Raw genomic sequence first — 23,015 nt, 5'->3', positions numbered from 1 at the left:
GCGGCGACGGCGCGCGGTCCCCGGCTCGACCGTGCCGTACCCGACGAGCACGGAGCCCGAGCCCGACGCGGCGGGCGCCGCGGCCTCCGCGCCCGGTGCGGCCGGGGCGTCCGCGCCGTCGGGCACGGTCGCCGCCGGGGCGGACGGGGCGGCGGGCGCATCGCCCGCTGGGTCGGTGTCCACGACGATGATCGGCACGCCGACCTCGACCGTCGTGCCCTCGGGCGCGAGGATCTCGCTGACCACGCCCGTGTACGGCGACGGCAGCTCGACGAGCGACTTCGCGGTCTCGATCTCGACGATCGTCTGGTTGACCGTCACGGCGTCGCCCACGGCGACGTGCCACTGCACGATCTCGGCCTCGGTGAGGCCCTCGCCCGCGTCGGGGAGGTTGAACTTCTCGAAGGTGGGCACTGCGTGGTCCTCCTGGTGGTCCCGGTCGTCCCGCTCGGCGTGGGTGCGCCGCGTCAGAACGCGAACGCGCGGTCGACGGCGTCGAGCACGCGGTCGAGGCTCGGCAGGTAGTCGTGCTCGATCTTCGCGACGGGGTACGGCGTGTGGAAGCCGCCGACGCGCAGCACGGGCGTCTCGAGCGAGTAGAAGCACTCCTCCGTCACGCGTGCGGCGACCTCGGCGCCCGAGCCCAGGTAGGTGGGGGCCTCGTGCACGACGACGCAGCGCCCCGTCCGGCGGACGGACTCCACGACGGTCGCGGTGTCGAGCGGGGAGATGCTGCGCAGGTCCACGACCTCGACGCTGCGGCCCTCCTGCTCGGCCGCGGCGGCGGCGCGGAGCGCGGTCACGACCGTCGGCCCGTACGCGACGAGCGTGAGGTCGGTGCCGGGGCGGACGACGCGCGCGCGGTCGAGCACGGTCGCGCCCTCGCCGCGGCCCGCGACGTCGACCGGGCCCTTCTCCCAGTAGCGGCCCTTGGGCTCGAAGAAGAGCACCGGGTCCGGGGAGGCGATCGCCTCCTGGATCATCGTGTACGCGTCCTGCGGCGTGGACGGCGACACGACGCGCAGGCCGGCCGTGTGCGCGAAGAGCGCCTCGGGGCTCTCGCTGTGGTGCTCGACGGCGCCGATCCCGCCGCCGTACGGCACGCGGATCACGACGGGCACCTGGAGCGCCCCGCCCGAGCGGTAGCCCATCTTCGCGAGCTGCGTCGTGATCTGGTCGTACGCCGGGAAGATGAACCCGTCGAACTGGATCTCGCACACCGGGCGGTAGCCGCGCAGCGCGAGGCCGATCGCCGTGCCGAGGATGCCCGACTCCGCGAGCGGCGTGTCCACCACGCGGTCCTCGCCGAAGTCCTTCTGCAGCCCGTCGGTCACGCGGAACACGCCGCCCAGGGCGCCGATGTCCTCGCCCATGAGCAGCACCTTGGGGTCGGTCTCGAGCGACCGGCGCAGGCCCTCGTTGATCGCGCGGGCGAGGGTCAGGTTCTTGCTCTCGCTCATCGGGCCACCTCCGCGACCGGCTCCTCGAAGGACTGCTGGTAGTCGGCGAACCACGCCCTCTCGCGCTCGACCACGGCGTTCGGGGTCGCGTAGACGTGGTCGAACATCGTCGAGGGGTCGGGCGCGCCGAGCGCTCGGACCTCGTCGCGCAGGCGCTCGCCCAGCGCGTCGGCCTCGGCCTCGACGTCCGCCGCGATCGCGTCGTCCCACGCGCCCTCGGCGCGCAGCAGGTTCTCGAGCCGCTCGATCGGGTCGCGGCGGCGCCAGTACTCCTCCTGCGCGCGCGACCGGTACTTCGTCGGGTCGTCCGACGTCGTGTGCGCGCCCATGCGGTAGGTGAACGCCTCGACGAACGTGGGACCGCCGCCGCTGCGCGCGCGCTCCAGCGCCTCCGCCGTCACGGCGTAGCACGCGAGGACGTCGTTGCCGTCGACGCGCACGCTCGGGACGCCGAACCCGCTGCCGCGCCGGTAGAGCGGCACGCGCGACTGCTTGGTCGTCGGCTCCGAGATCGCCCACTGGTTGTTCTGGCAGAAGAAGACGACCGGCGCGTTGTTGACCGCCGCGAACACGAGCGCCTCGTTGACGTCGCCCTGCGACGTCGCGCCGTCGCCGAAGTACGTGACGACCGCCGTGTCCCGCTCCGGGTCGCCCGAGCCGACGAGCCCGTCGCGCTGGACGCCCATCGCGTACCCGGTCGCGTGCAGCGTGTGCGACCCGATGACGAGCGTGTACAGGTGGAGGTTGTGCTCCTTCGGGTCCCACCCGCCGTGGTCCACGCCGCGGAACAGGCGCAGGCGCGCCGTCGGGTCGACGCCCCGCACGTGCGAGACGCCGTGCTCCCGGTAGGACGGGAAGACGTAGTCCTGGGGGGCGAGCGCCCGGCCGGAGCCGATCTGTGCCGCCTCCTGACCCTTCGCCTGCGCGTAGAGGCCGAGCTCGCCCTGACGCTGGAGCGACGTCGCCTCGTCGTCGAAGCGGCGCGTGAGCACCATGTCGCGGTAGAGCCCGCGCAGCGCGTCGGCGTCGAGGTGGGCCACGCGCTCGCGGTAGGCGTCGGCCTCGGGGGTCGTGACGCGGGCACCGGCCGGGGTCACGAGCTGGACGAGGGGGGCGTCGTCGGGACCGCCCGCGACGTCGGGAAGGTCGGGGGGCGTGCTCGCGCCGCTGGTCCTCGCGTCGTTCTCGGTCACGCGACTCTCCTTCAGTACGGCCCGGCCGGGGCGGCCGGCCCGCTCGGGGGCAGGAGGCACCTCGCAGGGCGCCGTCGGAACCTACGTCTCCGTAGCCTACGCAAGCGTAGGCTACGTCCCCGTAGGTTGCGCTGCCGACGTGTCGCCCAACGTCTGCGGCAGGGGCCTGTAGGGAACCTCCAATCCCCACCGGGGCTCCCCCGCCCGGCCGGGGGTGGGCCCTACCGCGGGTACACGCCTCCCGCGCGCAGCGCGTCGCGCTCCCGGAGCACGGGCCACCGGGAGAACGCGAACACGAGGAACATGACGACGTTGAGGATCGGCACGAGCCCCACGAGGACCCACCAGCCGGAGTAGCCGGCCTTCTGGATGATCCGGACGTAGGCGACGAGGAAGATCACCGCGACCGCCACGTAGGCGACGACCGCGACCCCGCCGAAGAGCCAGCCGTAGTCCTCCGCGAGCTGGTTCGAGTCGATGGTGTCCATGCTCGCGAGTGTTCTCGCGCCGACGGCGTCCGGCAACAGGACCGCTCGGGCGCCCGCCCGGAGGGAGGGCTCAGAGCCAGGTGGCGCTCACACGGAGGAACAGGTCCGTCGCCTCCGGCTCGCCCACGCTCACGCGCAGCCCCTCGCCCGCGAACGGTCGCACGATCGCCCCGGCCGCGCGGGCCTCCTCGGCGCGCTGCAGCGTGCGCTCCCCCAGGTCGAACCACACGAAGTTCGCCTGCGACTCGGGCAGCGACCAGCCCTGGTCCCGCAGGCCCTCGACGAGGCGCGCGCGGTCCGCCACGAGGTGCTCGACGCGCTGCAGGAGCTCCTCGCGCGCCGCGAGCGACGCGAGCGCGGCGCGCTGCGCGACGTGGGAGACGCCGAACGGCGTCGAGACGGCGCGGATCCCTGCCGCGAGGCGCGGGCGCGCGACGGCGTACCCCACGCGCAGGCCCGCCAGGCCGTACGCCTTGGAGAACGTGCGCAGCAGCACGACGTTCGGGCGCTGCGCGTACACGGCGAGGCCGTCGGGCGCCTCGGGGTCGCGGACGAACTCGAGGTACGCCTCGTCGAGCACGACGAGCACGTCGGACGGCACGGCGTCGAGGAACGTCTCGAGCTCGTCGCGGTGGACCACGGGCCCCGTCGGGTTGTTGGGCGAGCACACCATGACGACGCGCGTGCGGTCGGTAACCGCCGCCGCCATGCCCGGCAGGTCGAGCCGCCCCTGGTCCGCGCCGGTGAGCAGCGGCACCTGCACGGACGTCGCCCCCGCGACGGCGACCGCGATCGGGTACGCCTCGAACGACCGCCACGGGTACACGACCTCGTCGCCCGGCTGCACGACCGTCTGGAGCACGTGCGCGAGCACCGCGACCGAGCCGTTGCCCACCACGACCTCGTCCGCGCCCACGCCCAGGTGGTCCGCGAGCGCCTCGGTGAGCTCGGTCGCGTACATGTCCGGGTAGCGGTTCACGTCCGCCGCGGCGTCCGCGATCGCCGCGAGCACCGACGGCAGCGGCGGGTACGGGTTCTCGTTCGAGGAGAGCTTGAACGCCGCCGCGCCGGGCGCGACGCGCGCCCCCGGGACGTAGGCCGGGAGGGCGGAGACGGCGGGACGCAGGGGGACGCGGGGTTCGTGGGCCACGGTCCTCGATCATGCCAGCATCCGGCGGCCGTGGGCGCTGCGGGCGGACGCGTCGGACCAACCACCCGTGTGCGACAGCCGCCGCGCCCTTCCCGCCGCCGACCAGGTCGGAGACCGGACCGTCCGCCGCGGCACGGTCGTCGGACCGGGATGTCCCACGGTGATCGTCGGCGGGTGATGACAGGATGGCGGCATGAGCTTCGTCGTCCGCGTCCTCGTCACCGGCCTCGCGATCTGGCTCACGAGCCTGCTCATCGACGAGCACTTCCAGATCGTCGGGTCCGACACCGCCGGCGGGAAGGTCGTCATCATCCTCGTCGTGGCGCTGCTCTACTCGCTCGTGAACGCGGTCATCAAACCGATCGTGCAGGTCCTGTCCATCCCGCTCTACATCCTCACGCTCGGCCTGTTCTCGCTCGTCGTCAACGCGCTCATGCTCATGCTCACCGCGTGGATCACGGAGCAGACGGACTGGGGCATCCGCATCGTCGGCGGGTTCTGGTGGGCCCTGCTCGCCGCGCTCGTCATCGCCGTGCTCAACTTCGCGATCTCGGCCGTCGTGCCGAAGGCGAAGAAGCGCTGACACCGGCGGGGCCCGGTTCACGGGAGCGGGCGTCGTCACCGCACGTCACCGTCGCCCTCCTCGCCGTCCGGGCCCGGCGCGGTGAGGTCGCCGGCCCCCAAGCCCCCCGTCGTCGGGAACCCGGGCACCGCGGGCGGTGACCCGGGCGTCGTCACGCTGGGGACCGGGAACCCGGGCGCGCCGGGGAACGGCACGGCCGGGGCCCACGGGGGCGCGAGCGGCCTCGGGACCGCCACGTCCCCGATGCAGAACGTGGTGTCGGGGTCGGGGACGAGGCGCGACTCGTAGAGGAGCGGCTCGTCGGCGTCCCCGTCGAGCAGCAGCTCGACGTCCGCGAGGTGCTCCTCGAGCCCCCGGTCGCCCACCTCCGTCGCGGCGTCCAGCACCTCCTGGTGGAAGTGCACGCCGTGCGGGATCTCGAGCGGTGGGCCGCCGCCCGGGGCCGTGAAGGTCCCCGTGACCGTGACCTGGTCCGGCGTCGCGCGGTTCTCGGCGCCGTCGACGCCGGAGACTCCCTCCTCACGGGCCTCCACGTGCGTGGCTGTGATGCCCGGCGGAAGGAGGTGCCCCGCGACGGGCGACCCGGCCGTCACGACGTGCCGCACCTGGTACGTCCCCACCGTCGCCGCCGCGACCGTCGCCGCGATGATGCCGCCCTGGCTGTGCCCCACGAGCACGACGTCGTCGTCCGGCCCGATCCCGGCCTGCCGCATCGCCTCCATCACGGCGCGGGCGCTGTCCGCGTCCGCCCGCACCGCCGGGTCGTCGTCCATGAGCTGGTAGTTCGACGTCATGTTGTAGACCGACCCGGGGTTGAGAAGCTGCGTGCCGGGGATCGCGACGACCCACGTGAGCGTGCCGTCGTCCTTGACGATCCGCTGGATGCTGAGCGTCGAGTCCTTCTCCAGCGCGTCCACGGCGCCGAGCGCGGACCGCACGTCCGTGGGCGTCGGCAGGTCGGGGGACGGGCCGAGCAGCCGGACCTCGGGATCGGGCAGGAACCGGGCCCGCAGCGGTTGCAGCATCCCCCGCAGCACCGAGGCCCCGTTGCCGACGGTCGGCATGCGGTACCAGGGCCGGTCGACGTCGAGCAGGCCGACCGCCCGGCTCAGCGCGCGGACGGTGGCAGGGTGCAGCGACGCCCCCGTGGTGACGAGCCGCCCCCAGGACGGTCGCCCCCGCAGGAGCGAGTCCACGAACCCGAGGACTCCCGCGGCCAGGACGGCGTTGACCCCGGCCGCCGCGGCCCCGATCGGGCTGAAGCCGCCGAGCGCGAGCAGACCCGCGTCCTGCCACAGGGCCTTCGCCGTCGCGTCGGCGTCGTCGTAGACGCGCACGGCCTGGTGCAGCCGCGACCCGAGACGACGGAGCTCCCGCTCCTGCTCCTGCGCGACGCCGATCGCGAGGTCGAACGCCTCGAGCGCGGCCGCGCGGGCGGCGCGGACCTCGGCGGGCCAGACGCGCACCGCGTCGGTGCTCCACCCGCCGGCGGCCGCGAGCGTCGTCGACGGCGCGCCGAGGCGTCCGCCCCAGGTCGTCGGGCTCGCCGCAGCGGCGGACACGGACTCGCGCGCACGGCGCAGCGCCGCGAGGCTCGCTCCGACGAGGTCGGCCCGCACGGTGAGCGCGACGGCCTGCGCGACGACTGCCGCCGTCTCGATCGCGGTGGGCTCCGTGCCGCCGCGCACCACGACGGTCGGCGCCGGGCGAGGGTCGCTCACGACGCGACCGCCGCGGCGGCCTCGGCACGGACCCGAGCGACCTCCGCCTCGGCGGCGACCGTGAGCGCGTCGAGGCGCAGGAGGCAGCTGTCGAGGAGCATGCCGAGCCGCAGGAGCCCGCTGCGGCACGTGGCGGTCGCGTCGTCGTACGCCTGCCGGGCATGGCCCGCCCACGGCAGGTCCGGGGTGACGAGCGCGGCGCCGGCCCGCACGGTGTCGTCGGACGCGGTGAGCACGGCGGTGCGCGCGGCGGTGATCTCGAACGGGGCCGCGACGCACGGTGGTGGCGCGGAGGGCGGGGCGGTCATGACGGGGACCGTACGGAAGGACGCCGCGCTCTCCTGCCGGGTTCGTGCGCAGGTGTGGACGGCCTCGTACACGGACCGTCCTGGGGACGGCCCGGCCCGGCGCCACGCCTCGGGTGCCCGGACTGCGGGAGGGGCGGGCCGCCGTCGGGCACGCGTGGGAGAATCAGGGGCGTGCCCGAGAACCCTGCCGCAGACACCCCTGCCCGCGTGTCCCTCGCCGAGGTGACCCCGCCCATCGCGCTCGGCCCGCTCGACGGCCGCTACCGCGCGGCGGTCGCGCCGCTCGTCGACCACCTGAGCGAGGCCGCGCTCAACCGCGAGCGCATCCACGTCGAGGTCGAGTGGCTGATCACGCTGTGCAACGGCGTCCCGGGCGTCACCGACGGTCCCGTCGTGCCCGGCGCGCCCCACCTCTCCGACGCGGAGGTCGCCTACCTCCGCCGCATCCCCGCGACGTTCGGCGCCGACGAGATCGCCGAGCTCGGCGCGATCGAGCGCGAGACGGTGCACGACGTCAAGGCGGTCGAGTACTTCGTCAAGCGCCGCCTCGCCGCCGCGCCCGACGCCCTCGGCTCGGACACCGTGCTGCCCGGCGTCGGCGAGCTCGTGCACTTCGCGTGCACGAGCGAGGACGTGAACAACCTCTCGTACGCGCTCATGGTGCGCGGCGCCGTCGAGCAGGTGTGGCTGCCCGCCGCGACGGCGCTCGCCGACCAGCTCGCCGGCATGGCGCGCGAGCACGCCGACGTGCCGATGCTCTCGCGCACGCACGGCCAGCCCGCCACCCCGACGACGCTCGGCAAGGAGCTCGCCGTGCTCGCGCACCGGCTGCGCCGCCAGCTCCGCCGCGTCGGCTCTGCGGAGTACCTGGGCAAGCTCAACGGCGCGACGGGCACGTACGGCGCGCACACCGTCGCGGTCCCGGGCGTGGACTGGCCCGCGGTCTCGAAGCACTTCGTCGAGGGCCTCGGCCTCACGTGGAACCCGCTGACGACCCAGATCGAGTCGCACGACTGGCAGGCCGAGCTCTACAGCGACGTCGCGCGGTTCAACCGGATCCTCCACAACCTCGCGACCGACGTGTGGACCTACATCTCGCTCGGGTTCTTCACGCAGATCCCCGTGCCGGGCGCGACCGGGTCGTCGACCATGCCGCACAAGGTCAACCCGATCCGGTTCGAGAACGCCGAGGCGAACCTCGAGATCTCGTCCGCGCTGCTCGACACGCTCGCCTCGACGCTCGTGACGTCGCGCCTCCAGCGCGACCTCACCGACTCCACGACGCAGCGCAACATCGGCCCCGCGTTCGGCCACTCGCTCCTCGCGATCGACAACGTGCGCCGCGGCCTGAAGGCCCTCGCCGCGAACGCCGACCTCATGGCGGCGGACCTCGACGAGAACTGGGAGGTGCTCGGCGAGCCCATCCAGTCGGCCATGCGTGCGGCGTCCGTCGCGGGCGTGCCCGGCATGGAGAACCCGTACGAGCGCCTCAAGGACCTCACGCGCGGCCAGCGCGTCGACGCCGCGCGCCTGCGCGAGTTCGTCGCGGGCCTCGGCCTGCCCGACGACGTCGCGCAGCGCCTCGCCGACCTCACCCCGGCCGCCTACACCGGCCTCGCGTCGCGCCTCGTGGCGGACTACCTGGACTGACCCGGCCCCGCGCCGAGCACGGGGTTGCTGTCGTTATCCGGCGGATAACGACAGCAACCCCGTTCTCGTCCGCGCGCAGGGTCGTGCTCGACGGCGCGGGTGTCAGACGGCGGCCCACTCGCCCGGGCGCGACGCGCCCCTGCCCGCGCCCGCAGCGCCGATGAGTGCACGGTGCGCTGCGCGGGACTCGGCGAGCTCGTCGAGACGGTTGACGACCCACCGCGCGACGAGCGTCGCGGCCAGGGACAGCCCGACCACGCCGAGCACGTTGCCCAGGTCCACGGCCGTCGTGTCGAGCGCGCCGGACCACAGGAGGTCCGAGTGCGCGACGACCAGGGCGACCAGGACGCCCCCGAGCACGGGAGCGGCCTGGCGCACCGGCCGCACCGCCACCAGCGCCGCGACGGCGCCCACGACCGCCGCGACGGTCGCCGCCAGGGTCAGGGGGTAGCCCGGGGCCGACACCCAGACGCCCTCCTCCGCGGTGTCGGCGACGCTCCGCGGCACCGAGGCCGCGAGCACGGCCGCGGTCAGCCAGACCGTCGCCGTCGCGGCACGAGCCCCCACGGCGCGTGAGGTGCGCCGGGTGATGCTGAGCACCGCCAGGACGTAGGCCGCGAGAGCCACGGCCCAACCCGTCGCCTGGAACGCGACGGACGCGCGCTCGGCCGAGACCAGGGCGCCTGCGGCCACGACGCCCGCCGCCGCCGCGAGACCCGACAGCACCAGAGCCGTGCGCCGCAGGCCGGCGAACAGGGACACGACGGCGCCCCACCACAGCACCCACGCCGGCGCGAGCGGGACAGCGACGACCGCGAGGACGACGGGCACCCACGCCGACCAGGCGCCGCCGAGCGACAGGTCGCGCGGATCGGCAGCTCCCGCGAGCACCGCCTGCACGACGGCCTGCGTCGCGGGACCGGCAAGCAGCGCCGTCAGGGCGACCACGACCACGACACTCGCCGACGACCTCTGCCGCTCGGTCGCCCCCAAGGGCGCGAGCAGCCACTCCCGGGCGGCGGCACGCACGAGGTCCCACCGCTCGGCACGGGTCGGACGGGACTGTCCGGGCCGCGCGCCGTCGAGCAGATGGCCGAGCATCTCCGCCTCGTGCGCGCGCCGGTAGGTGTACGGGAACAGGCGCAGCAGCCGCTGGTAGTCCCGCACGAGGACCGGCGGCACAGGCACCGTCCCGGCGAGCGCCGCCGTCGGGCCGTGGTGTTCCGCCGTGGTGGCGGGGACCGCCGTCGGGCTGTGACGCCCAGCCGTGGTGGCGGACGCCGCCGGCGTGCCGTCGTCCGGCGTGACGGTGGCACCGTCGTGCCCGCTCATGCCAGGACCGCCCCTCCGGAGAGGCCGTCGGCCCTCTCCCGGGTCGGGCGCGCGGTCGCGCCCGACCCTGCCGACCCGACCGTGCGGCGTCGGGCGGCGAGACGCTCGAGCGCGCGACGGGCCTGGGCCTCGGCGCGCTCGGCCTCGGTGGCGAGGCGCTCACCGCCCTCGGAGGTGAGCCGGTAGTAGCGGCGCAGACGGGAGTCGACGACCTCCTCGTGGTCGACCTCGACGAGCCCGGCGGCGACGAGCCGGTCGATCGCGCCGTAGAGCGTCCCGGCGCGCAGCGTCACGCGTCCCGCGGAGCTCGACTCGACGTCCTGCGCGATGCCGTACCCGTGCAGCGGCCCTGCGGCGAGGGCGGACAGCACGAGGAACGCGGGTTCCTGGAGCGGTTTGGATGCCATGCCGTCGACCATACTCTCGTCACGATGGTATCCGGGAGACCCGCCGGCCCCGGCGCGTCGACCACGGACCTGCGCGCTGTCGAGCACGGGGTTGCTGGCGCTATCGGCTCTATTCCGGCAGCAACCTCGTGTTCGGCGGGAAGGGTGAGGACGGGCTTGGCGGAAACCTTCACAGATCCGCTGTTCTGTGAAACTATCTGCCAGACACCTCGACGACCCGGAGGATCAGCAATGACGCTCGACGGCTCCCCCACGTCCCCCGCCCCGGCGCCGGCCGGGGTCGGACGACGGCAGTTCCTCACCCTCGCGACGGCCGGCGTCGCGGCGAGCACGCTCACCGTCACGGTCGGCTCGCTCACGCCCGCGGCGGCCCTCACCGCGCCCGGCGGCACGACGCTCGCCGCGGGCGGCACGGCCCCGACGCCCCGCAAGCGCGAGCTGCGCGCGATGTGGATCTCGAGCGTCGTCAACATCGACTGGCCGTCGGCGTCCGGGCTCTCGGCCGAGCAGCAGAAGGCCGAGCTGCTGCACTGGCTCGACGTCGCGCGCGACTTCCGTCTCAACGCCGTGTTCGTCCAGGTGCGCCCGACGGCGGACGCGTTCTGGCCGAGCCCGTACGAGCCGTGGTCGCAGTACCTCACGGGCGTCCAGGGCAAGGACCCGGGCTACGACCCGCTCGGGTTCGTCGTCGAGCAGTGCCACCAGCGCAACCTCGAGATCCACGCCTGGTACAACCCGTACCGCGTGTCGATGCAGGCGGACCCGACCCAGCTCGTGCCCGAGCACCCGGCGCGGCAGCACCCGGAGTGGGTGTGGGCGTACGGCGGCAAGCTGTACTTCGACCCGGGCCTGCCCGAGGCCCAGGAGCACATCACGACCGCGATCCTGCACAGCGTCGAGCACTACGACATCGACGGCGTGCACTTCGACGACTACTTCTACCCGTACGCGGTCGCGGGCGAGACGATCCCGGACGCGGAGACGTTCACGACGCACGGGGCGGGCTTCGACCGGATCGAGGACTGGCGCCGGCACAACGTCGACACGTTCGTGCGGACGATCTCGCAGCGCATCAAGCAGACCAAGCCGTGGGTCAAGTTCGGCATCAGCCCGTTCGGCATCTGGCGCAACGCGTCGACGGACCCGCGCGGCTCGCAGACGGGCGGCTCGCAGTCGTACGACATGCAGTTCGCGGACACCCGCAAGTGGGTGCTCGAGGGCTGGCTCGACTACATCAACCCGCAGATCTACTGGCAGTTCGGCCTCGCCGTCGCCGACTACGCCAAGCTCGTGCCGTGGTGGGCCGACGTGGCCGCCCAGTCGGGCACGCACCTGTACGTCGGCGAGGCGCTGTACAAGGTGACGTCGGGCGTCTTCACCGACCCGGCGGAGCTCTCGAACCACCTGACGTTCTGCCAGGAGCAGGAGCACCCGGTGCACGGCAACGTGTACTTCTCCGCCAACCACGTGCCCGCCGACCCGCAGGGCGCGATGACCCGGGTGCGCGACGACCACTACCGCTACCCGGCCATCGTGCCCGCGATGCCGCACCTGCCGAGCACGCCCGTCCGCACGCCCGTCCTCGCGTGGGCCGGGTGGCGCGACGACGGCATCCGGGTCCACTGGACCGACGCGGGCGGCCGTCGGTTCGCGGCGACGTCGTTCGCGATCTACCGTGCTGACGGGTGGGTGAAGCACGTGGACACCGAGAACCCCGCGAACCTCGTCGCGACGCAGCGCGCGGAGGGTCGGGTGGTCCAGGACTTCCTCGACCCGACGGCGGTGCGGGGGCGCCGCTACACGTACGCCGTGACCGCGCTCGACCGGGTCTGGAACGAGTCCGCACCGAGCAAGGTCCGCTGGTCGGTGTGACGATCGTCGTGCCGGGCCTCGGCCCGGCACGATCGCCCTTCGCCGGAACTGGGGCCGCGCGAGGGGCAGGCCCGACGGCGCGTGGCTCGCTGGGTGCGCCACGCGCCGTCGCGGGTCCCCGGCGGCTCGTCGCCGTCGCACGGGACGACGTCACCGGGGCCGGAGACGTACGGGGTCGGCGTCGCACGGATGGCACAGTGGGGGCGTGACCGCACGCCCCCTCCCCGACCCGAGCACCACCACCGCACCCCGGCCGGACGCCGGCGGCGTCGCCGCGGCCCGCGCCGCCGCGACGAGAGACCCCACGCCCGGCGATCCCGCGCCCGGCGACCTCGCACCGGACGACGCCACGCTGCCGCCGCTGCGGACGGTCGGGTGGGTCAACGTCCGCGACGGACGCCTCCTCGCCGTCCGCACCACGGGCAAGGACCGCTTCTTCATGCCGGGCGGCAAGGTCGAGCCCGGCGAGTCCGACGCCGACGCCCTCGTGCGCGAGATCCACGAGGAGCTGGGCGTGCGCCTCGACCCGGCGTCCGTCCGTCCGGGCTTCGTGGCCGAGGCTCCGGGCCACGGGCTGGGCGGGCGCGTCGTGCGCATGCACTGCATGTACGCCGAGCCGGAGCCGGGCTCGCCCGAGCCCGCGCCGAGCGCGGAGATCGCGGAGCTCGCGTGGCTCACGCCCGCGGACGCGCACCGCGTCCCGCCCGCCGGCCGCATCGTCCTGGACCGCCTCGCCGGGGTTCTCGCCGGCTGACGCCACGGGGACGTGGGGAGGGATGGGGACCTCGCCCCATCCGCCTCCCGCGACGCGGCGCGTCTCCCCCACGTACGCTCCGGAGGCACGGACCGCAGCGACAGAGGGACGACCATGGGGTTCTACGGCGCCGACATCGGCGAGCTGCGCCGGCTCGCGCAGAGCCTCACGACCGCGACCGGCGCTCTCGAGTCGACACGGCGCGCCCTCGACACGACGGTCAGCGGTGCGCGCTGGGCGGGCCCGGACGGCGACGAGCTCCGCGGCCGGTGGACCGCCGAGCTGGGTCCCGCCCTCACCGCCGCGGCCGCGGCCCTGCGCGACGCCGCGGACGCCGTGCGGCGCAACGCCGACCAGCAGGAGTCCGCGAGCACCGACGGCACCGGGGGCCCGGGCGGCGGGCCNGCGGCCGCGGCCCTGCGCGACGCCGCGGACGCCGTGCGGCGCAACGCCGACCAGCAGGAGTCCGCGAGCACCGACGGCACCGGGGGCCCGGGCGGCGGGCCGGGCGCGGCGGGCGGCCCCGGGTCCGGCGGCACGGGGTCCGGCGGCACCGGGCCGGGCGGGTCCGGGAGCCCCGGCGCCGGAGGCAGCGGTCCCGGCGGCAGCGGCTCGGGCGGCACCGGCGCGGACGACGGCGGCGGCACCCCGGGCGGCCCCACGGTCACCGTCAAGGGCGACCGCACCGCCGGCACCGACGACTCGAGCCTCGGGCGACCCGCCACGGAGGGCACGGACGCGAAGGTCGGCGTCGGCGTCTCGCACGACCCCGAGGCCGGCTCGACGACCGTCTCGGGCACCGGCTCGCTCAAGGACTGGTTCACCGCGTCGAACGGGGCGAAGGTCTCGTTCGGGGTCACCGGGGGCGCCGCGTACACCGAGGGCGAGAAGACCGCGGACGGGTTCACCACCTACACGTCGAAGGCGGACGTCTCGATCGGCGTCGAGGGCGGCGTCTCGAAGGGCGGCACGGGCATCAGCGGCGGGTACACGACCGGCCTGACGTCGGCGTACACCGTGCGGGTGCCCGACGACGCGAACGTCACCGACCCCGGGTCCATCAACCCGTTCGACCCCCGCAGCATGCCGGTCGGGTCGTCCGTGACGATGGACGGCGGCAGCTACACGAAGACGGACCTCGACGCGGCGTTCCGGCACATCGCCGTCGAGTCGTCGGTCAAGGACGCGAGCGGCGTGACGAGCCTCGTCGAGCGCACGGGCGAGGACACGGTCCGCGTCACCGCGGGCCCGACGGAGGCCGTCGCGAACCACGCGGGCCTCGGGCTCGACCTCGACGTCGTGAAGGTCATGCTCGGCAACACGACGTCGCTCGACGGCGCGTCGCTGCGGACGGCCGAGCTCGACCTCTCGACGCCCGAGGGCCAGGCCGCCTACGACGCGTACCTCGTCACGGGCGAGCTCCCGTCGGAGCCGTCGACCGGCGTCTCGGGCACCACGACGATCGAGCGCCTGGAGTACGACTCGACGTCGACGGTCGGCTTTGACACGCCCGTCGGGGGCGCAAAGTGGGAGATCGGGCAGAACACCGGGTCGCTCGTCGCCACGACCTACCCGGACGGCAGCACCGAGCAGCTCCTCACCGCGACGTACGGCGAGCGCGGGGACTTCCGGCTCACGCAGGCGTTCGACGCGTCCGGGACGGAGGACCTCTCGGCGCGCACGTACGCGTTCGACGTCACGGCGGACGACACGTCGTCGCAGTACTTCAACACCCCGGAGTTCTCCGGGTTCTCGCCGTCGGGCGAGGTGGCGCCGGGCCAGCAGGTGACGCTCACGCTCACGGAGTCGCAGATGAGCCGGCTCTCGGAGAGCGTGCGCACCGCGGTCGAGAACGACGCCCTGAACCTCAGGACGCGGGCGATCGTCACGGACTACGACATGAACCCCGTCACGGACCCGTACCAGCTCGCGACGGGCCTCGCCCGCGCGGCGAGCTCCGACCTCGACCTCGTCATGATGATCGCGGAGATCAACGCCGCGGGCGACGGGTCGATCACCGACGGGTCGTCGGCGCGCTTCCCGGGGACCGTGAGCGTCGGCGACTGACCGCGCACCCGCGGGACGCCCGCACGCCCCGGCCCGCCGGCCGGGCCGCCCGGGCCACGCGGGCTCAGCGCGGCTTCGTGGCCGACAGGTAGGTGGTCGAGACGTAGCCCGTCCGGCCGCCCACGGTCACCTTGAGCCACCCCTTCGAGGCCGTGCCCGCGTGCGTGACCGCCGTCCCGCGGGGCAGCTTGGCCACCACGGCGGACGACGTGGACGCGCTCTTGCGCAGGTTGAGCACGGAGGCCGTCACGTACGAGACGGCGGCCTTGGGCGGCGCCGGCGTCGGCTTGGGCGCCGGCTTGGCCGCCGCGGCGGCCGGAGCGCTGGTCGACGTGTACTGCGCCGACACCCACCCCGTCCTCCCGTTCGCGGTGACCTTGAGCCAGCCGCCCGAGGTGGACAGCACGGAGAGCTTCGTGCCCTTGGCGAGCCGGGCGAGGACCGCGGAGGACGTCGTCGCCGACGCCCGGAGGTTGAGCGGGTTCGCGGTGACGTACCGGGTCGTCGTCGCGGCGGGCTTGGCGGCGGCCGGGGTGGCGACCGGCGCGGGCTTCGTCGGCCCGACGTACGCGGCCGACACCCACCCCGTGGTCTTGCCGTAGGTGACCTTGCGCCAGCTCCCCGAGCCGTCGCCGGGCTTGCCGACGACGGCGGCGCCGCGCGGGACGAGGGCGAGCACCGCGGCGCTCGTGGACGCGCTCTTGCGCAGGTTCACGGCCGTCGTCGCGTAGTAGGTGCACGACGCGGGGGTCGAGCGGGCCGCGACGCGGGTCGCGTTCCGGCCGAGGTCGACGCCCTTGTTCTTGAGGTAGGCGAGCGGGTCGACGTGCGCGGCCCCGGACCCGTAGGTGCCGCGCCAGACCTCGAGGTGCAGGTGGGGGGACGTCGACGTGCCGGTCGAGCCCACGTCGGCGATGCGCTGGCCCGCCTTCACCTTCTGGCCGACCTTGACGTACTTGTCGCCGTCGAGCACGTGCCCGTAGACGCTCGACACGGTCTCGCCGCCGACGGTGTGGCGCAGCACGACCCACTGGCCGAACCCGGTGACGCTGCCGGCCTTGAGCACCGTCCCGTCGGCGATCGCGTTGATCCGCGTGCCGGAGGTCGCGCCGAGGTCCTGGCCGAGGTGCCAGGTCGAGGCGTTGGGGATCGGCATGCAGCGCGGGCCGTAGGACGACGAGACCGAGTACGCGCGCGCCGCGAGGGGCGAGACCACGGTGGTCGCGGCCGCGCTCGCGCTCGGGGCCACGAGGGCCGTCCCGACCCCCGTGGCCAGCGCCGTCGCCATGACCAGGCCGACGCCCGTCCAGCGCCTCGTTCTCCGCACCATCTCGTCCCCCTGAAAAGCACCCGTTCGTCCGGCGTGTCGGGTTGACACGCCGTCAGCACGGTACGTGAGCGTTCACACCGGCGCGCAGCGAGCGCGGGTGAATCGTGGCCGCGGCCAGGGGTACCGTCGGGCCATGACGACGACGTCGGGTCCCGGCACGCCCGGGCTGCTCGCCGCGACCCTGCCCGTCCTGGACCTCGCGGTCGCGTCGGTGGCCGCGGTGCAGGACGCGGCGGCGCGCGCGGGCCGGACCGCCCCCGCCCCGCCGCCCGACCCGGAGCGCGTCGCGGCGGCGTTCGCGAGCGACCGCCTCCTGCGCGTCGACGGGGAGCCTGTGGACGGCTTCGCGCCGCTCTCGGGGTTCTTCCGCGCCGCGGACGGCTGGGTCCGCACGCACGCCAACTACCCGCACCACCGCGCGCGGCTGCTCGCGCTCCTCGTCCTCCCCCACGGCACCGCCGCGAACCCGACGCGCGACGACGTGACCGCGGCGCTCGCGGAGCGGTCGGCGCAGGACGTCGAGGACGCCGCCGCGGCGACGGGCGCGATCGCCGTGCGCGTGCGCACCGAGGACGAGTGGCGCGCGTCGGCACCCGGCCGGGCGGCGGCGTCGGGCACTCCGGTGCGCACGGCGGTGCGCGACGACGACGGCGCCGCTCGACCGCTCGACCGCGGACCGCGCCCGCTCGCGGGGGTCCGGGTGCTCGACCTCACGCGCGTCATCGCGGGTCCGGTCGCGACCCGCACGCTCGCGCTGCTCGGCGCCGACGTGCTGCGCCTCGACCCGCCGAGGCTCCCCGAGATCGAGGTGCAGCACCTCGACACGGGCCAGGGCAAGCGGTCCGCGCTGCTCGACCTCGCGACCCGCGACGGCCGCACCCGCGCGCAGGAGCTGCTCGACGCGGCGGACGTCCTGGTCACGGGCTACCGGCCCGGGGCGGTCGAGGCGTTCGGGCTGGGCCTCCCGCCCGGCGCGGTCCGCGCGCGCGTCACGGCCTGGGGCGACGACGGCCCGTGGGCCGGGCGTCGCGGCTTCGACTCGATCGTCCAGGCGGCGAGCGGGATCGCGCTCGTCGAGGGCTCGCGGGACGGGGCGACGAGCCCGCCCGCGAACGCGACACCCGGCGCGCTGCCCGCCCAGGCGCTCGACCACGCGACGGGGTACCTCGTCGCCGCGGCGGTCGTCGACGCGCTCGCCGGGCGCGCGGCCGACGGCCGCGGGCGCGACGTGGACGGCGCCCTCGCCCGCACCGCGCACGCGCTGCTCGTCGCGCCCCGACGCGACCCGGCGCACGGGGAGCCGCGCACGCCCGGGCCGCGCTGCGTCGTCGCGCACCGGGCGCTGCTCGACGGCCGGGGGGTCACCCTGACGACGACCCGGCCGGCGCCCGACCGCCTCGCCGGCGAGGTGGTCGACGACTACCCCGCGCCCGCGCGCCGGTGGGGCCAGGACGACCCGGCCTGGCCCGCCTGACGCGCCTCCCGCCGGGCCGGGCGCACCGGCTCGCGGGCCGGGCGCGGCGGCGCGGCGGGTCAGAAGTGGTCGAGGCGACGCAGGATCGCGCCCTCCCGCAGCGCCCACGGGCAGATCTCGACCTCGTCGACGCCGAGCGCGCGCATGGTCTCGACGGCGACGACGCCGCCTGCGACGATCTGGAACGTGCGCTCGGGCGTGATGCCGGGCAGCGCGGTGCGCCCCTCGGCGCTGATGCGCGCGAGCCGCGGCACCCAGTCCGCGAGCTGCGACCGCCGCATGCGCCACCGGTCGTCCGGGCCGACGGACTCCACCTGCATGCCCGCGAGGCGCGCGAGCGAGCGGAACGTCTTCGACGTCGCGACGACGTGGTCAGGCGCCGGGAGCGCGGCGAAGGCCTCGACCGTGGGCGCGAGGGTCGCGCGCACGTGCTCGCGCAGCGCGTCGACGTGCTCGGGGGCGGGCGGGTCGTCGCGCAGGTAGGCCATGGTCGTGCGCCCCGCGCCGAGCGGGAGCGAGACCGCGAGGTCGGGCTCCTCGTCGACGCCCGACGCGATCTCGAGCGACCCGCCGCCGATGTCGAGGACGAGGAGGCGTCCGGCGGCCCAGCCGTGCCACCGGCGTGCCGCGAGGAACGTCAGGCGCGACTCGTCCTCGCCCGACAGCACGCGCACCGGCTGCCCCACACGCTCGCCGATCGCGGCGAGCACCTCGGGCCCGTTGGTCGCGTCGCGCAGCGCCGACGTCGCCATGGGGAGCATCTCGTCGACCGCGGACTCGCGCGCGAGCGCCATCGCGTCGTCGACGGCGGCGAGCATCGCGGCCACGCCCTCGGCGGACAGCGAGCCGTCGGGCTGGAGGTACCGCATGATGCGGACGACCGTCCGCGCGCCGGCCGCCTGCACGGGTCGCGCCGCGTACGCGGCGTCGACGACGGCGAGGTGCACGGTGTTCGAGCCGATGTCGAGGACGCCGAGTCGCGTGGTGGGGCTCACGCGCCGAGCCTAGTGGCGCCACCACCCGCCGCTCAGCGCGCGGCGGGCTCCGGGACCGGTCCGGGGTGCGCCGGGGGCGTGGTGCCGGCTGCGGCGTCGGCGAGCGCCTGGGCGTCCGCGACGACGGCGCGCTCCTCGGCGCGCGCGGCCTCGACGGCCTCGGCGCGCGCGGCGACGATCGCGCGGTGCAGGTCGGCGTGGACGCGGCGGCGCACGTCGCGCGCGATCTCCTCGGCCTCGTCCGGCTCGACGGTCTCGCCGTCGGCCTCGCGCAGCGCGACGACGTCCGCGACCTCGAGCGCGATGCGCCGCTCCGCGTCCGCGAGCAGCGCGACGACCGCGGTGTCCGCGGCGCGGCCGAGCCGGGTCTCCTCGAACGCGCGCGTCGCGTCGTCGACGATGGCCCGCGCCTGGGCGACGAGGTCGGACGCGATCGACGGCGAGTGCGCGGCGAGCGTCGCGAGGTCGTAGAGCAGGACGCCCTCGACGTCGGCGACGCGCGGGTCGACGTCGCGGTGCAGCGCGAGGTCGAGCACGACCGTCGGGCGGGCCTCGGGCTCGTCCCCGGCCCGGACCGCGGCGCGTTCGCGCGCCCGGACCACGGCGGCGGCGTCGAGCACGTGCTCGATCGCCTGCTCGCGCCGCTCGGCGCCCGGACGTGCGGCGTCCGCCGCGAGCGCCCGCCCGCGCGCGCCGCTGCACGACACCACGAGGTCGGCGTCCTCGAGCGCGGCGACGAGGTCCGTCACGGCCTCGACGCCGCGGGCGGCGGCGAACTCCTCGGCGCGCCCGGACTGCGAGTACACGCGCACGTCGTCGCACCCGAGCGCCCGCAGCGCGGCGAGGCTCGCGCCCGCGTAGGAGCCGGTGCCGATGAGCACCGCGCGCACCTGGTGCCACGGCGGCAGCTCGGCGGCGGCGAGGTCGAGGCCGAGCGCGACGACGGAGCGGCCCGCGCCGCCGAGCGTCGTCTGCGTGCTGACCTTCTTGGAGGTGCGCGACGCCGTCTGGAAGAGGAGCTCGAGCGTCGAGGACGTCACGCCGTCGGCGTGCGCCGTCTCGAGCGCCCGCTTGACCTGGCCGGCGATCTCGCGCTCCCCCACGACCATCGAGTCGAGCCCCGACGCCACCGCGAACAGGTGCTCGGCGACCTCGGTGCCGGCGCGCGTGCGGAACGACGCGAGCGCCTCGTCGACCGCGACGCCCGACGCGTCGGCGACCATGCGCGCGACGTGCTCGGTCGCGTGCTGCACGCCCGTCCCGTCGAGGGGGGCGTCCACGTCGAGGTACAGCTCGAACCGGTTGCACGTCGCCAGGACGACGGCACCGGTGATCACGTCGCACGCCGCGACCGCGGAGCCGCCGATCGAGTGGGCCCCGGCGGAGAGTCGCTCCAGGGCGTCGAGGTCGAGCTCGTGGTGGCTGGCCGTGAGGGAGAGAAGAGCCACAGTGCCTCCGATTTAATCATTCACCGGGGAGAGAGGCAGAATCGGTAGCTGTGATTCCTGTCGCCCTTTCCGCGGGCCATCCCCTGACCGACGGCCGCACGGACCGTTCACCGCTCGTGGAGGCCCTGCGCGCGGGCACGACGGGAAATCGCCCGGAAATGACACCGGTGTGGTTCATGCGCCAGGCGGGCCGCTCGCTCCCGGAGTACCGCGCCGCGCGCGAGGGCGTGAGCATGCTGGACTCGTGCCTGCGCCCGGACCTCGCGTCGGAGATCACGCTCCAGCCGGTGCGCCGGCACGGCGTGGACGCGGGCATCTTCTTCTCGGACATCGTGGTGCCGCTGCGCCTCGCGGGCGTCGAGGTCGACATCGCGCCGGGCGTCGGTCCCGTGATGGGCCAGGCGTACCGGACGCCCGACGACGTCGCGCGCCTCGTGGAGACCGAGCTCACCGAGGAGTCGCTCGCCCCGATCGTCGAGGCCGTCGCGCTGACCGTCGACGCGCTCGGCACGACGCCGCTCATCGGGTTCGCCGGGGCACCGTTCACGCTCGCCGCCTACCTCGTCGAGGGCCGGCCGTCGCGCGACCACCTCGCGGCGCGGGCCCTGCTGCGCGGCGACCCCGAGACGTGGCAGCGCCTCGTCGACTGGGCGGCCGACCTCACGGGCACGTTCCTGCGCGCGCAGGTGCGGGCCGGCGCGAGCGCGGCGCAGCTCTTCGACTCGTGGGCGGGCTCGCTCTCGCTCGCCGACTACGCGGCCGGCGCAGCACCCGCGAGCACGCGCGCGCTCGGTCACGTCGCCGACCTCGGCGTGCCCGTCGTCCACTTCGGCACCGGCACGGGCCACCTCCTGCCCGCCATGCGCGACGCCGTCACCGCGGCCGGGGTCCGGGACGTCGCCGTCGGCGTCGACTACCGCACCCCGATCGACGAGGCGGCGCGTCTCCTCGCCGACGGCCACGCCCCGGTCCCGGTGCAGGGCAACGTCGACCCCGCGCTGCTCGCCGCGCCGTGGGACGTGCTGGAGGCGCACGTGCGCGACGTCGTGCGCCGCGGCCGCACCGCGCCGGGGCACGTCGTCAACCTCGGCCACGGCGTCCCGCCGGACACCGACCCGGACGTCCTGACGCGCGTCGTCGGGCTCGTCCACGCGCTCTCGGGCGAGGCCTCCGAGCGCGACGACGCCACGGAGGAGGCGACCGGACGGTGAGCACCGAGCCGACGACGTCCCGCACCCCGGAGCCCGCCCCCGCGACCCGCGAGGGGGTCGAGAGCGCCGACGCGGTCGTCGTCGGCGCGGGAGTGGCCGGCCTCACCGCGGCCCGGTCGCTGCGTGCGCGCGGCCTGCGCGTCGTCGTGCTCGAGGCCGCGGACGTCCCCGGCGGTCCCGTCCGCGGTGGTGACCTGCCCGGTCTCGACGGCGTCCGCGTGGACCTCGGCGCGGAGTCGTTCGCCGTGCGCGGGACGGCCGTCGGCGCGCTGGTGCGCGAGCTCGGTCTCGACGTCGTCGAGCCCTCGGGCGCGGGCGCCTGGGGCTACGCCGCGGGCCGCGCCTACCCCCTGCCGCGCGCGGGCGTGCTCGGCATCCCCGCGCACCCGTGGTCGCGCGACGTGCGCCGCGCCGTCGGCCTCGGCGGTGCCGTGCGCGCGAGCCTCGACCGCGTGCTGCCGCGCCGCTTCACGGACCTGCGCACGCTCGAGACGTTCACCCGCTCGCGCATGGGCGCGCGCGTGACCGAGCGCCTCGTCGCGCCCGTCGCGGGCGGCGTGCACTCGGCGCCCCTCGACCGGCTCGACGTCGCCGCCGTCGCGCCCGGGCTGCGCGAGGCGTTCGAGCGCGAGGGGTCGCTCGCGCGTGCCGTGGCGTCGCTGCGGGCGCTCGCCCCCGCAGGGTCCGCCGTGCGCGGCATCGACGGCGGCCTGCACCGCCTCGTCGAGGAGCTCGCCGCCGAGGCGGACGTGCGCCTGCGGCACGAGGTCACGGCCCTCTCGCGCCGTACGCCGCCGGGCGCGGCGACCCCGTGGTGGGTGGTCCGGGCCGAGTCCGCGGCAGGGCCGGTCGAGGTCGTCGCACCGCGGCTCGTCGTGACGACCCCGGCGCTCGTCGACGCGGTCGGGCCGCTCGTCGGCACGGCCGCCGACCCGCTGCCGGACCCGGAGCCCGGCGCGGACGTGCGCATCGTGACCCTCCTCCTGCGCGCGCCCGAGCTCGACGACGCGCCGCGCGGCACGGGCATGCTCGTCGCGCCGCCGCACCGGGACGCGGGCCGGGCGGCCCCGCCGCCCGACGTCGAGGCGAAGGCCCTGACCCACTCGACGGCCAAGTGGCCGTGGCTGCGCGAGCGCGTGCGCGCCGCCGCCGGCCCGGGCCACCACGTGGTGCGCCTCAGCTACGGACGCATCGGGGCGACGTCGGAGCCGGAGCTCGACCGCGTCGTCGCCGACGCGTCGCGCCTGTTCGGCGTCGACCTCCGGGGCCGCGTCCTCGGGCACCGCGTGACCCGCTGGAACGGCGCGCTCCCCCCGCCCACGCCGGCCTTCCGGCGCGAGGTCGCGGCGTTCGTCGCCCGCGTGGACCAGATGCCTGGGCTCGCCGTCACGGGCGGCTGGATCGCGGGCACCGGGCTCGCGTCGATCGTGGGCCACGCCCAGGAATGCGCGGAGCGCCTCGCCGCCGAGCGGTGAGGGAATCCCTCCGGACAATCCCGGGAATGCCGTGCGGAAAAACGCGGTGAAATCGACCTGACAACTCGTCCTGATCTTTCCTGACCGGTCGTCAGGA

General features: G+C 75.5%; 19 protein-coding genes. 7 read left to right on the top strand and 12 right to left on the bottom strand.

The window, feature by feature from the left end; all coding sequences use genetic code 11:
- From GJV82_RS10115 to hisC, 5 genes are all read right to left on the bottom strand, one after another.
- A partial coding sequence (locus GJV82_RS10115) for a biotin/lipoyl-containing protein (RefSeq protein ID WP_318657491.1) occupies nt 1-414 on the bottom strand: 414 nt, incomplete at its 3' end.
- Nucleotides 415-467: 53 nt separating this feature from the next.
- The gene (locus GJV82_RS10110) at nt 468-1,460 is read right to left on the bottom strand and encodes an alpha-ketoacid dehydrogenase subunit beta (RefSeq protein ID WP_155099128.1); all 993 of its coding nucleotides are present in this window, start codon (nt 1,458-1,460) and stop codon (nt 468-470) included.
- Entirely contained in the window at nt 1,457-2,653 is a 1,197-nt protein-coding gene (gene pdhA / locus GJV82_RS10105) for a pyruvate dehydrogenase (acetyl-transferring) E1 component subunit alpha (protein ID WP_404812957.1), read from the bottom strand. The genes GJV82_RS10110 and pdhA overlap by 4 nt, the downstream gene beginning before the upstream one ends.
- A gap of 221 nt (nt 2,654-2,874) precedes the next feature.
- Complete coding sequence (locus GJV82_RS10100; protein ID WP_024839872.1) at nt 2,875-3,141, bottom strand: DUF805 domain-containing protein; 267 nt, start codon at nt 3,139-3,141, stop codon at nt 2,875-2,877.
- A 70-nt stretch (nt 3,142-3,211) separates the two neighbouring features.
- Nucleotides 3,212-4,291: a histidinol-phosphate transaminase gene (gene hisC, locus GJV82_RS10095; protein ID WP_115941712.1), complete on the bottom strand. Its 1,080-nt coding sequence runs from the start codon at nt 4,289-4,291 to the stop codon at nt 3,212-3,214.
- A gap of 193 nt (nt 4,292-4,484) precedes the next feature.
- Here hisC and GJV82_RS10090 point away from each other — a divergent pair, with 193 nt between their 5' ends.
- Entirely contained in the window at nt 4,485-4,874 is a 390-nt protein-coding gene (locus GJV82_RS10090; RefSeq protein WP_024839874.1) for a phage holin family protein, read from the top strand.
- Between the two features lie 35 nt (nt 4,875-4,909).
- Here the strand turns inward: GJV82_RS10090 and GJV82_RS10085 are convergent, their stop codons facing one another.
- Nucleotides 4,910-6,595, bottom strand: coding sequence for a PGAP1-like alpha/beta domain-containing protein (locus tag GJV82_RS10085; RefSeq protein ID WP_155099127.1), 1,686 nt, complete (start codon nt 6,593-6,595; stop codon nt 4,910-4,912).
- Nucleotides 6,592-6,903, bottom strand: a complete 312-nt coding sequence (locus GJV82_RS19450) for a hypothetical protein (protein WP_024839876.1) — start codon at nt 6,901-6,903, stop codon at nt 6,592-6,594. The genes GJV82_RS10085 and GJV82_RS19450 overlap by 4 nt, the downstream gene beginning before the upstream one ends.
- Before the next feature lie 162 nt (nt 6,904-7,065).
- Between GJV82_RS19450 and purB the strand changes: the two genes are divergently transcribed.
- Nucleotides 7,066-8,553, top strand: coding sequence for an adenylosuccinate lyase (gene purB, locus GJV82_RS10080; RefSeq protein WP_376739828.1), 1,488 nt, complete (start codon nt 7,066-7,068; stop codon nt 8,551-8,553).
- A 102-nt stretch (nt 8,554-8,655) separates the two neighbouring features.
- Here purB and GJV82_RS10075 read toward each other — a convergent pair whose 3' ends face one another.
- Both GJV82_RS10075 and GJV82_RS10070 read right to left on the bottom strand, forming a co-directional pair.
- Nucleotides 8,656-9,885, bottom strand: a complete 1,230-nt coding sequence (locus GJV82_RS10075) for a hypothetical protein (RefSeq protein ID WP_155099126.1) — start codon at nt 9,883-9,885, stop codon at nt 8,656-8,658.
- The gene (locus GJV82_RS10070; RefSeq protein WP_155099125.1) at nt 9,882-10,292 is read right to left on the bottom strand and encodes a PadR family transcriptional regulator; all 411 of its coding nucleotides are present in this window, start codon (nt 10,290-10,292) and stop codon (nt 9,882-9,884) included. The genes GJV82_RS10075 and GJV82_RS10070 overlap by 4 nt, the downstream gene beginning before the upstream one ends.
- Before the next feature lie 231 nt (nt 10,293-10,523).
- Between GJV82_RS10070 and GJV82_RS10065 the strand changes: the two genes are divergently transcribed.
- On the top strand, nt 10,524-12,164 hold the full coding sequence (locus tag GJV82_RS10065; protein WP_155099124.1) for a family 10 glycosylhydrolase: 1,641 nt from the start codon (nt 10,524-10,526) through the stop codon (nt 12,162-12,164).
- Nucleotides 12,165-12,369: 205 nt separating this feature from the next.
- On the top strand, nt 12,370-12,918 hold the full coding sequence (locus GJV82_RS10060) for an NUDIX hydrolase (protein WP_231492809.1): 549 nt from the start codon (nt 12,370-12,372) through the stop codon (nt 12,916-12,918).
- A 2,131-nt stretch (nt 12,919-15,049) separates the two neighbouring features.
- Here the strand turns inward: GJV82_RS10060 and GJV82_RS10050 are convergent.
- Nucleotides 15,050-16,315: an SH3 domain-containing protein gene (locus tag GJV82_RS10050; protein WP_155099122.1), complete on the bottom strand. Its 1,266-nt coding sequence runs from the start codon at nt 16,313-16,315 to the stop codon at nt 15,050-15,052.
- A gap of 133 nt (nt 16,316-16,448) precedes the next feature.
- Here GJV82_RS10050 and GJV82_RS10045 point away from each other — a divergent pair, with 133 nt between their 5' ends.
- Complete coding sequence (locus GJV82_RS10045) at nt 16,449-17,789, top strand: CoA transferase (RefSeq protein WP_155099121.1); 1,341 nt, start codon at nt 16,449-16,451, stop codon at nt 17,787-17,789.
- A 59-nt stretch (nt 17,790-17,848) separates the two neighbouring features.
- Here the strand turns inward: GJV82_RS10045 and GJV82_RS10040 are convergent, their stop codons facing one another.
- Together GJV82_RS10040 and GJV82_RS10035 are read right to left on the bottom strand one after the other, a co-directional pair.
- On the bottom strand, nt 17,849-18,784 hold the full coding sequence (locus GJV82_RS10040; protein ID WP_024839885.1) for a Ppx/GppA phosphatase family protein: 936 nt from the start codon (nt 18,782-18,784) through the stop codon (nt 17,849-17,851).
- Between the two features lie 32 nt (nt 18,785-18,816).
- Complete coding sequence (locus GJV82_RS10035) at nt 18,817-20,232, bottom strand: glutamyl-tRNA reductase (RefSeq protein ID WP_162290141.1); 1,416 nt, start codon at nt 20,230-20,232, stop codon at nt 18,817-18,819.
- A 50-nt stretch (nt 20,233-20,282) separates the two neighbouring features.
- Here GJV82_RS10035 and hemE point away from each other — a divergent pair, with 50 nt between their 5' ends.
- Together hemE and GJV82_RS10025 are read left to right on the top strand one after the other, a co-directional pair.
- Nucleotides 20,283-21,443 carry a uroporphyrinogen decarboxylase gene (hemE, locus tag GJV82_RS10030; protein WP_081772238.1) on the top strand — a complete coding sequence of 387 codons (1,161 nt, stop codon included), beginning with the start codon at nt 20,283-20,285 and terminating at the stop codon, nt 21,441-21,443.
- Nucleotides 21,440-22,918, top strand: coding sequence for a protoporphyrinogen/coproporphyrinogen oxidase (locus tag GJV82_RS10025; protein WP_024839888.1), 1,479 nt, complete (start codon nt 21,440-21,442; stop codon nt 22,916-22,918). The genes hemE and GJV82_RS10025 overlap by 4 nt, the downstream gene beginning before the upstream one ends.
- The last annotated feature ends 97 nt before the right edge of the window (nt 22,919-23,015 follow it).

Origin of the sequence: Cellulosimicrobium composti (genome assembly GCF_009711085.1) — a bacterium.
Taxonomy (GTDB): Bacteria; Actinomycetota; Actinomycetes; order Actinomycetales; family Cellulomonadaceae; genus Cellulosimicrobium; species Cellulosimicrobium composti.
The sequence above is the reverse complement of the archived record's forward strand: the minus strand, read 5'-3'. Positions and strand labels throughout refer to the sequence as shown.

What these genes read in the sequence shown, in the direction of transcription:
- GJV82_RS10110 (WP_155099128.1), bottom strand. Translation starts at nt 1,460, where the DNA reads ATGAGCGAGAGCAAGAACCTGACCCTCGCCCGCGCGATCAACGAGGGC.
- GJV82_RS10100 (WP_024839872.1), bottom strand. Translation starts at nt 3,141, where the DNA reads ATGGACACCATCGACTCGAACCAGCTCGCGGAGGACTACGGCTGGCTC.
- GJV82_RS10090 (WP_024839874.1), top strand. Translation starts at nt 4,485, where the DNA reads ATGAGCTTCGTCGTCCGCGTCCTCGTCACCGGCCTCGCGATCTGGCTC.
- GJV82_RS19450 (WP_024839876.1), bottom strand. Translation starts at nt 6,903, where the DNA reads ATGACCGCCCCGCCCTCCGCGCCACCACCGTGCGTCGCGGCCCCGTTC.
- GJV82_RS10075 (WP_155099126.1), bottom strand. Translation starts at nt 9,885, where the DNA reads ATGAGCGGGCACGACGGTGCCACCGTCACGCCGGACGACGGCACGCCG.
- GJV82_RS10070 (WP_155099125.1), bottom strand. Translation starts at nt 10,292, where the DNA reads ATGGCATCCAAACCGCTCCAGGAACCCGCGTTCCTCGTGCTGTCCGCC.
- GJV82_RS10065 (WP_155099124.1), top strand. Translation starts at nt 10,524, where the DNA reads ATGACGCTCGACGGCTCCCCCACGTCCCCCGCCCCGGCGCCGGCCGGG.
- GJV82_RS10050 (WP_155099122.1), bottom strand. Translation starts at nt 16,315, where the DNA reads ATGGTGCGGAGAACGAGGCGCTGGACGGGCGTCGGCCTGGTCATGGCG.
- GJV82_RS10045 (WP_155099121.1), top strand. Translation starts at nt 16,449, where the DNA reads ATGACGACGACGTCGGGTCCCGGCACGCCCGGGCTGCTCGCCGCGACC.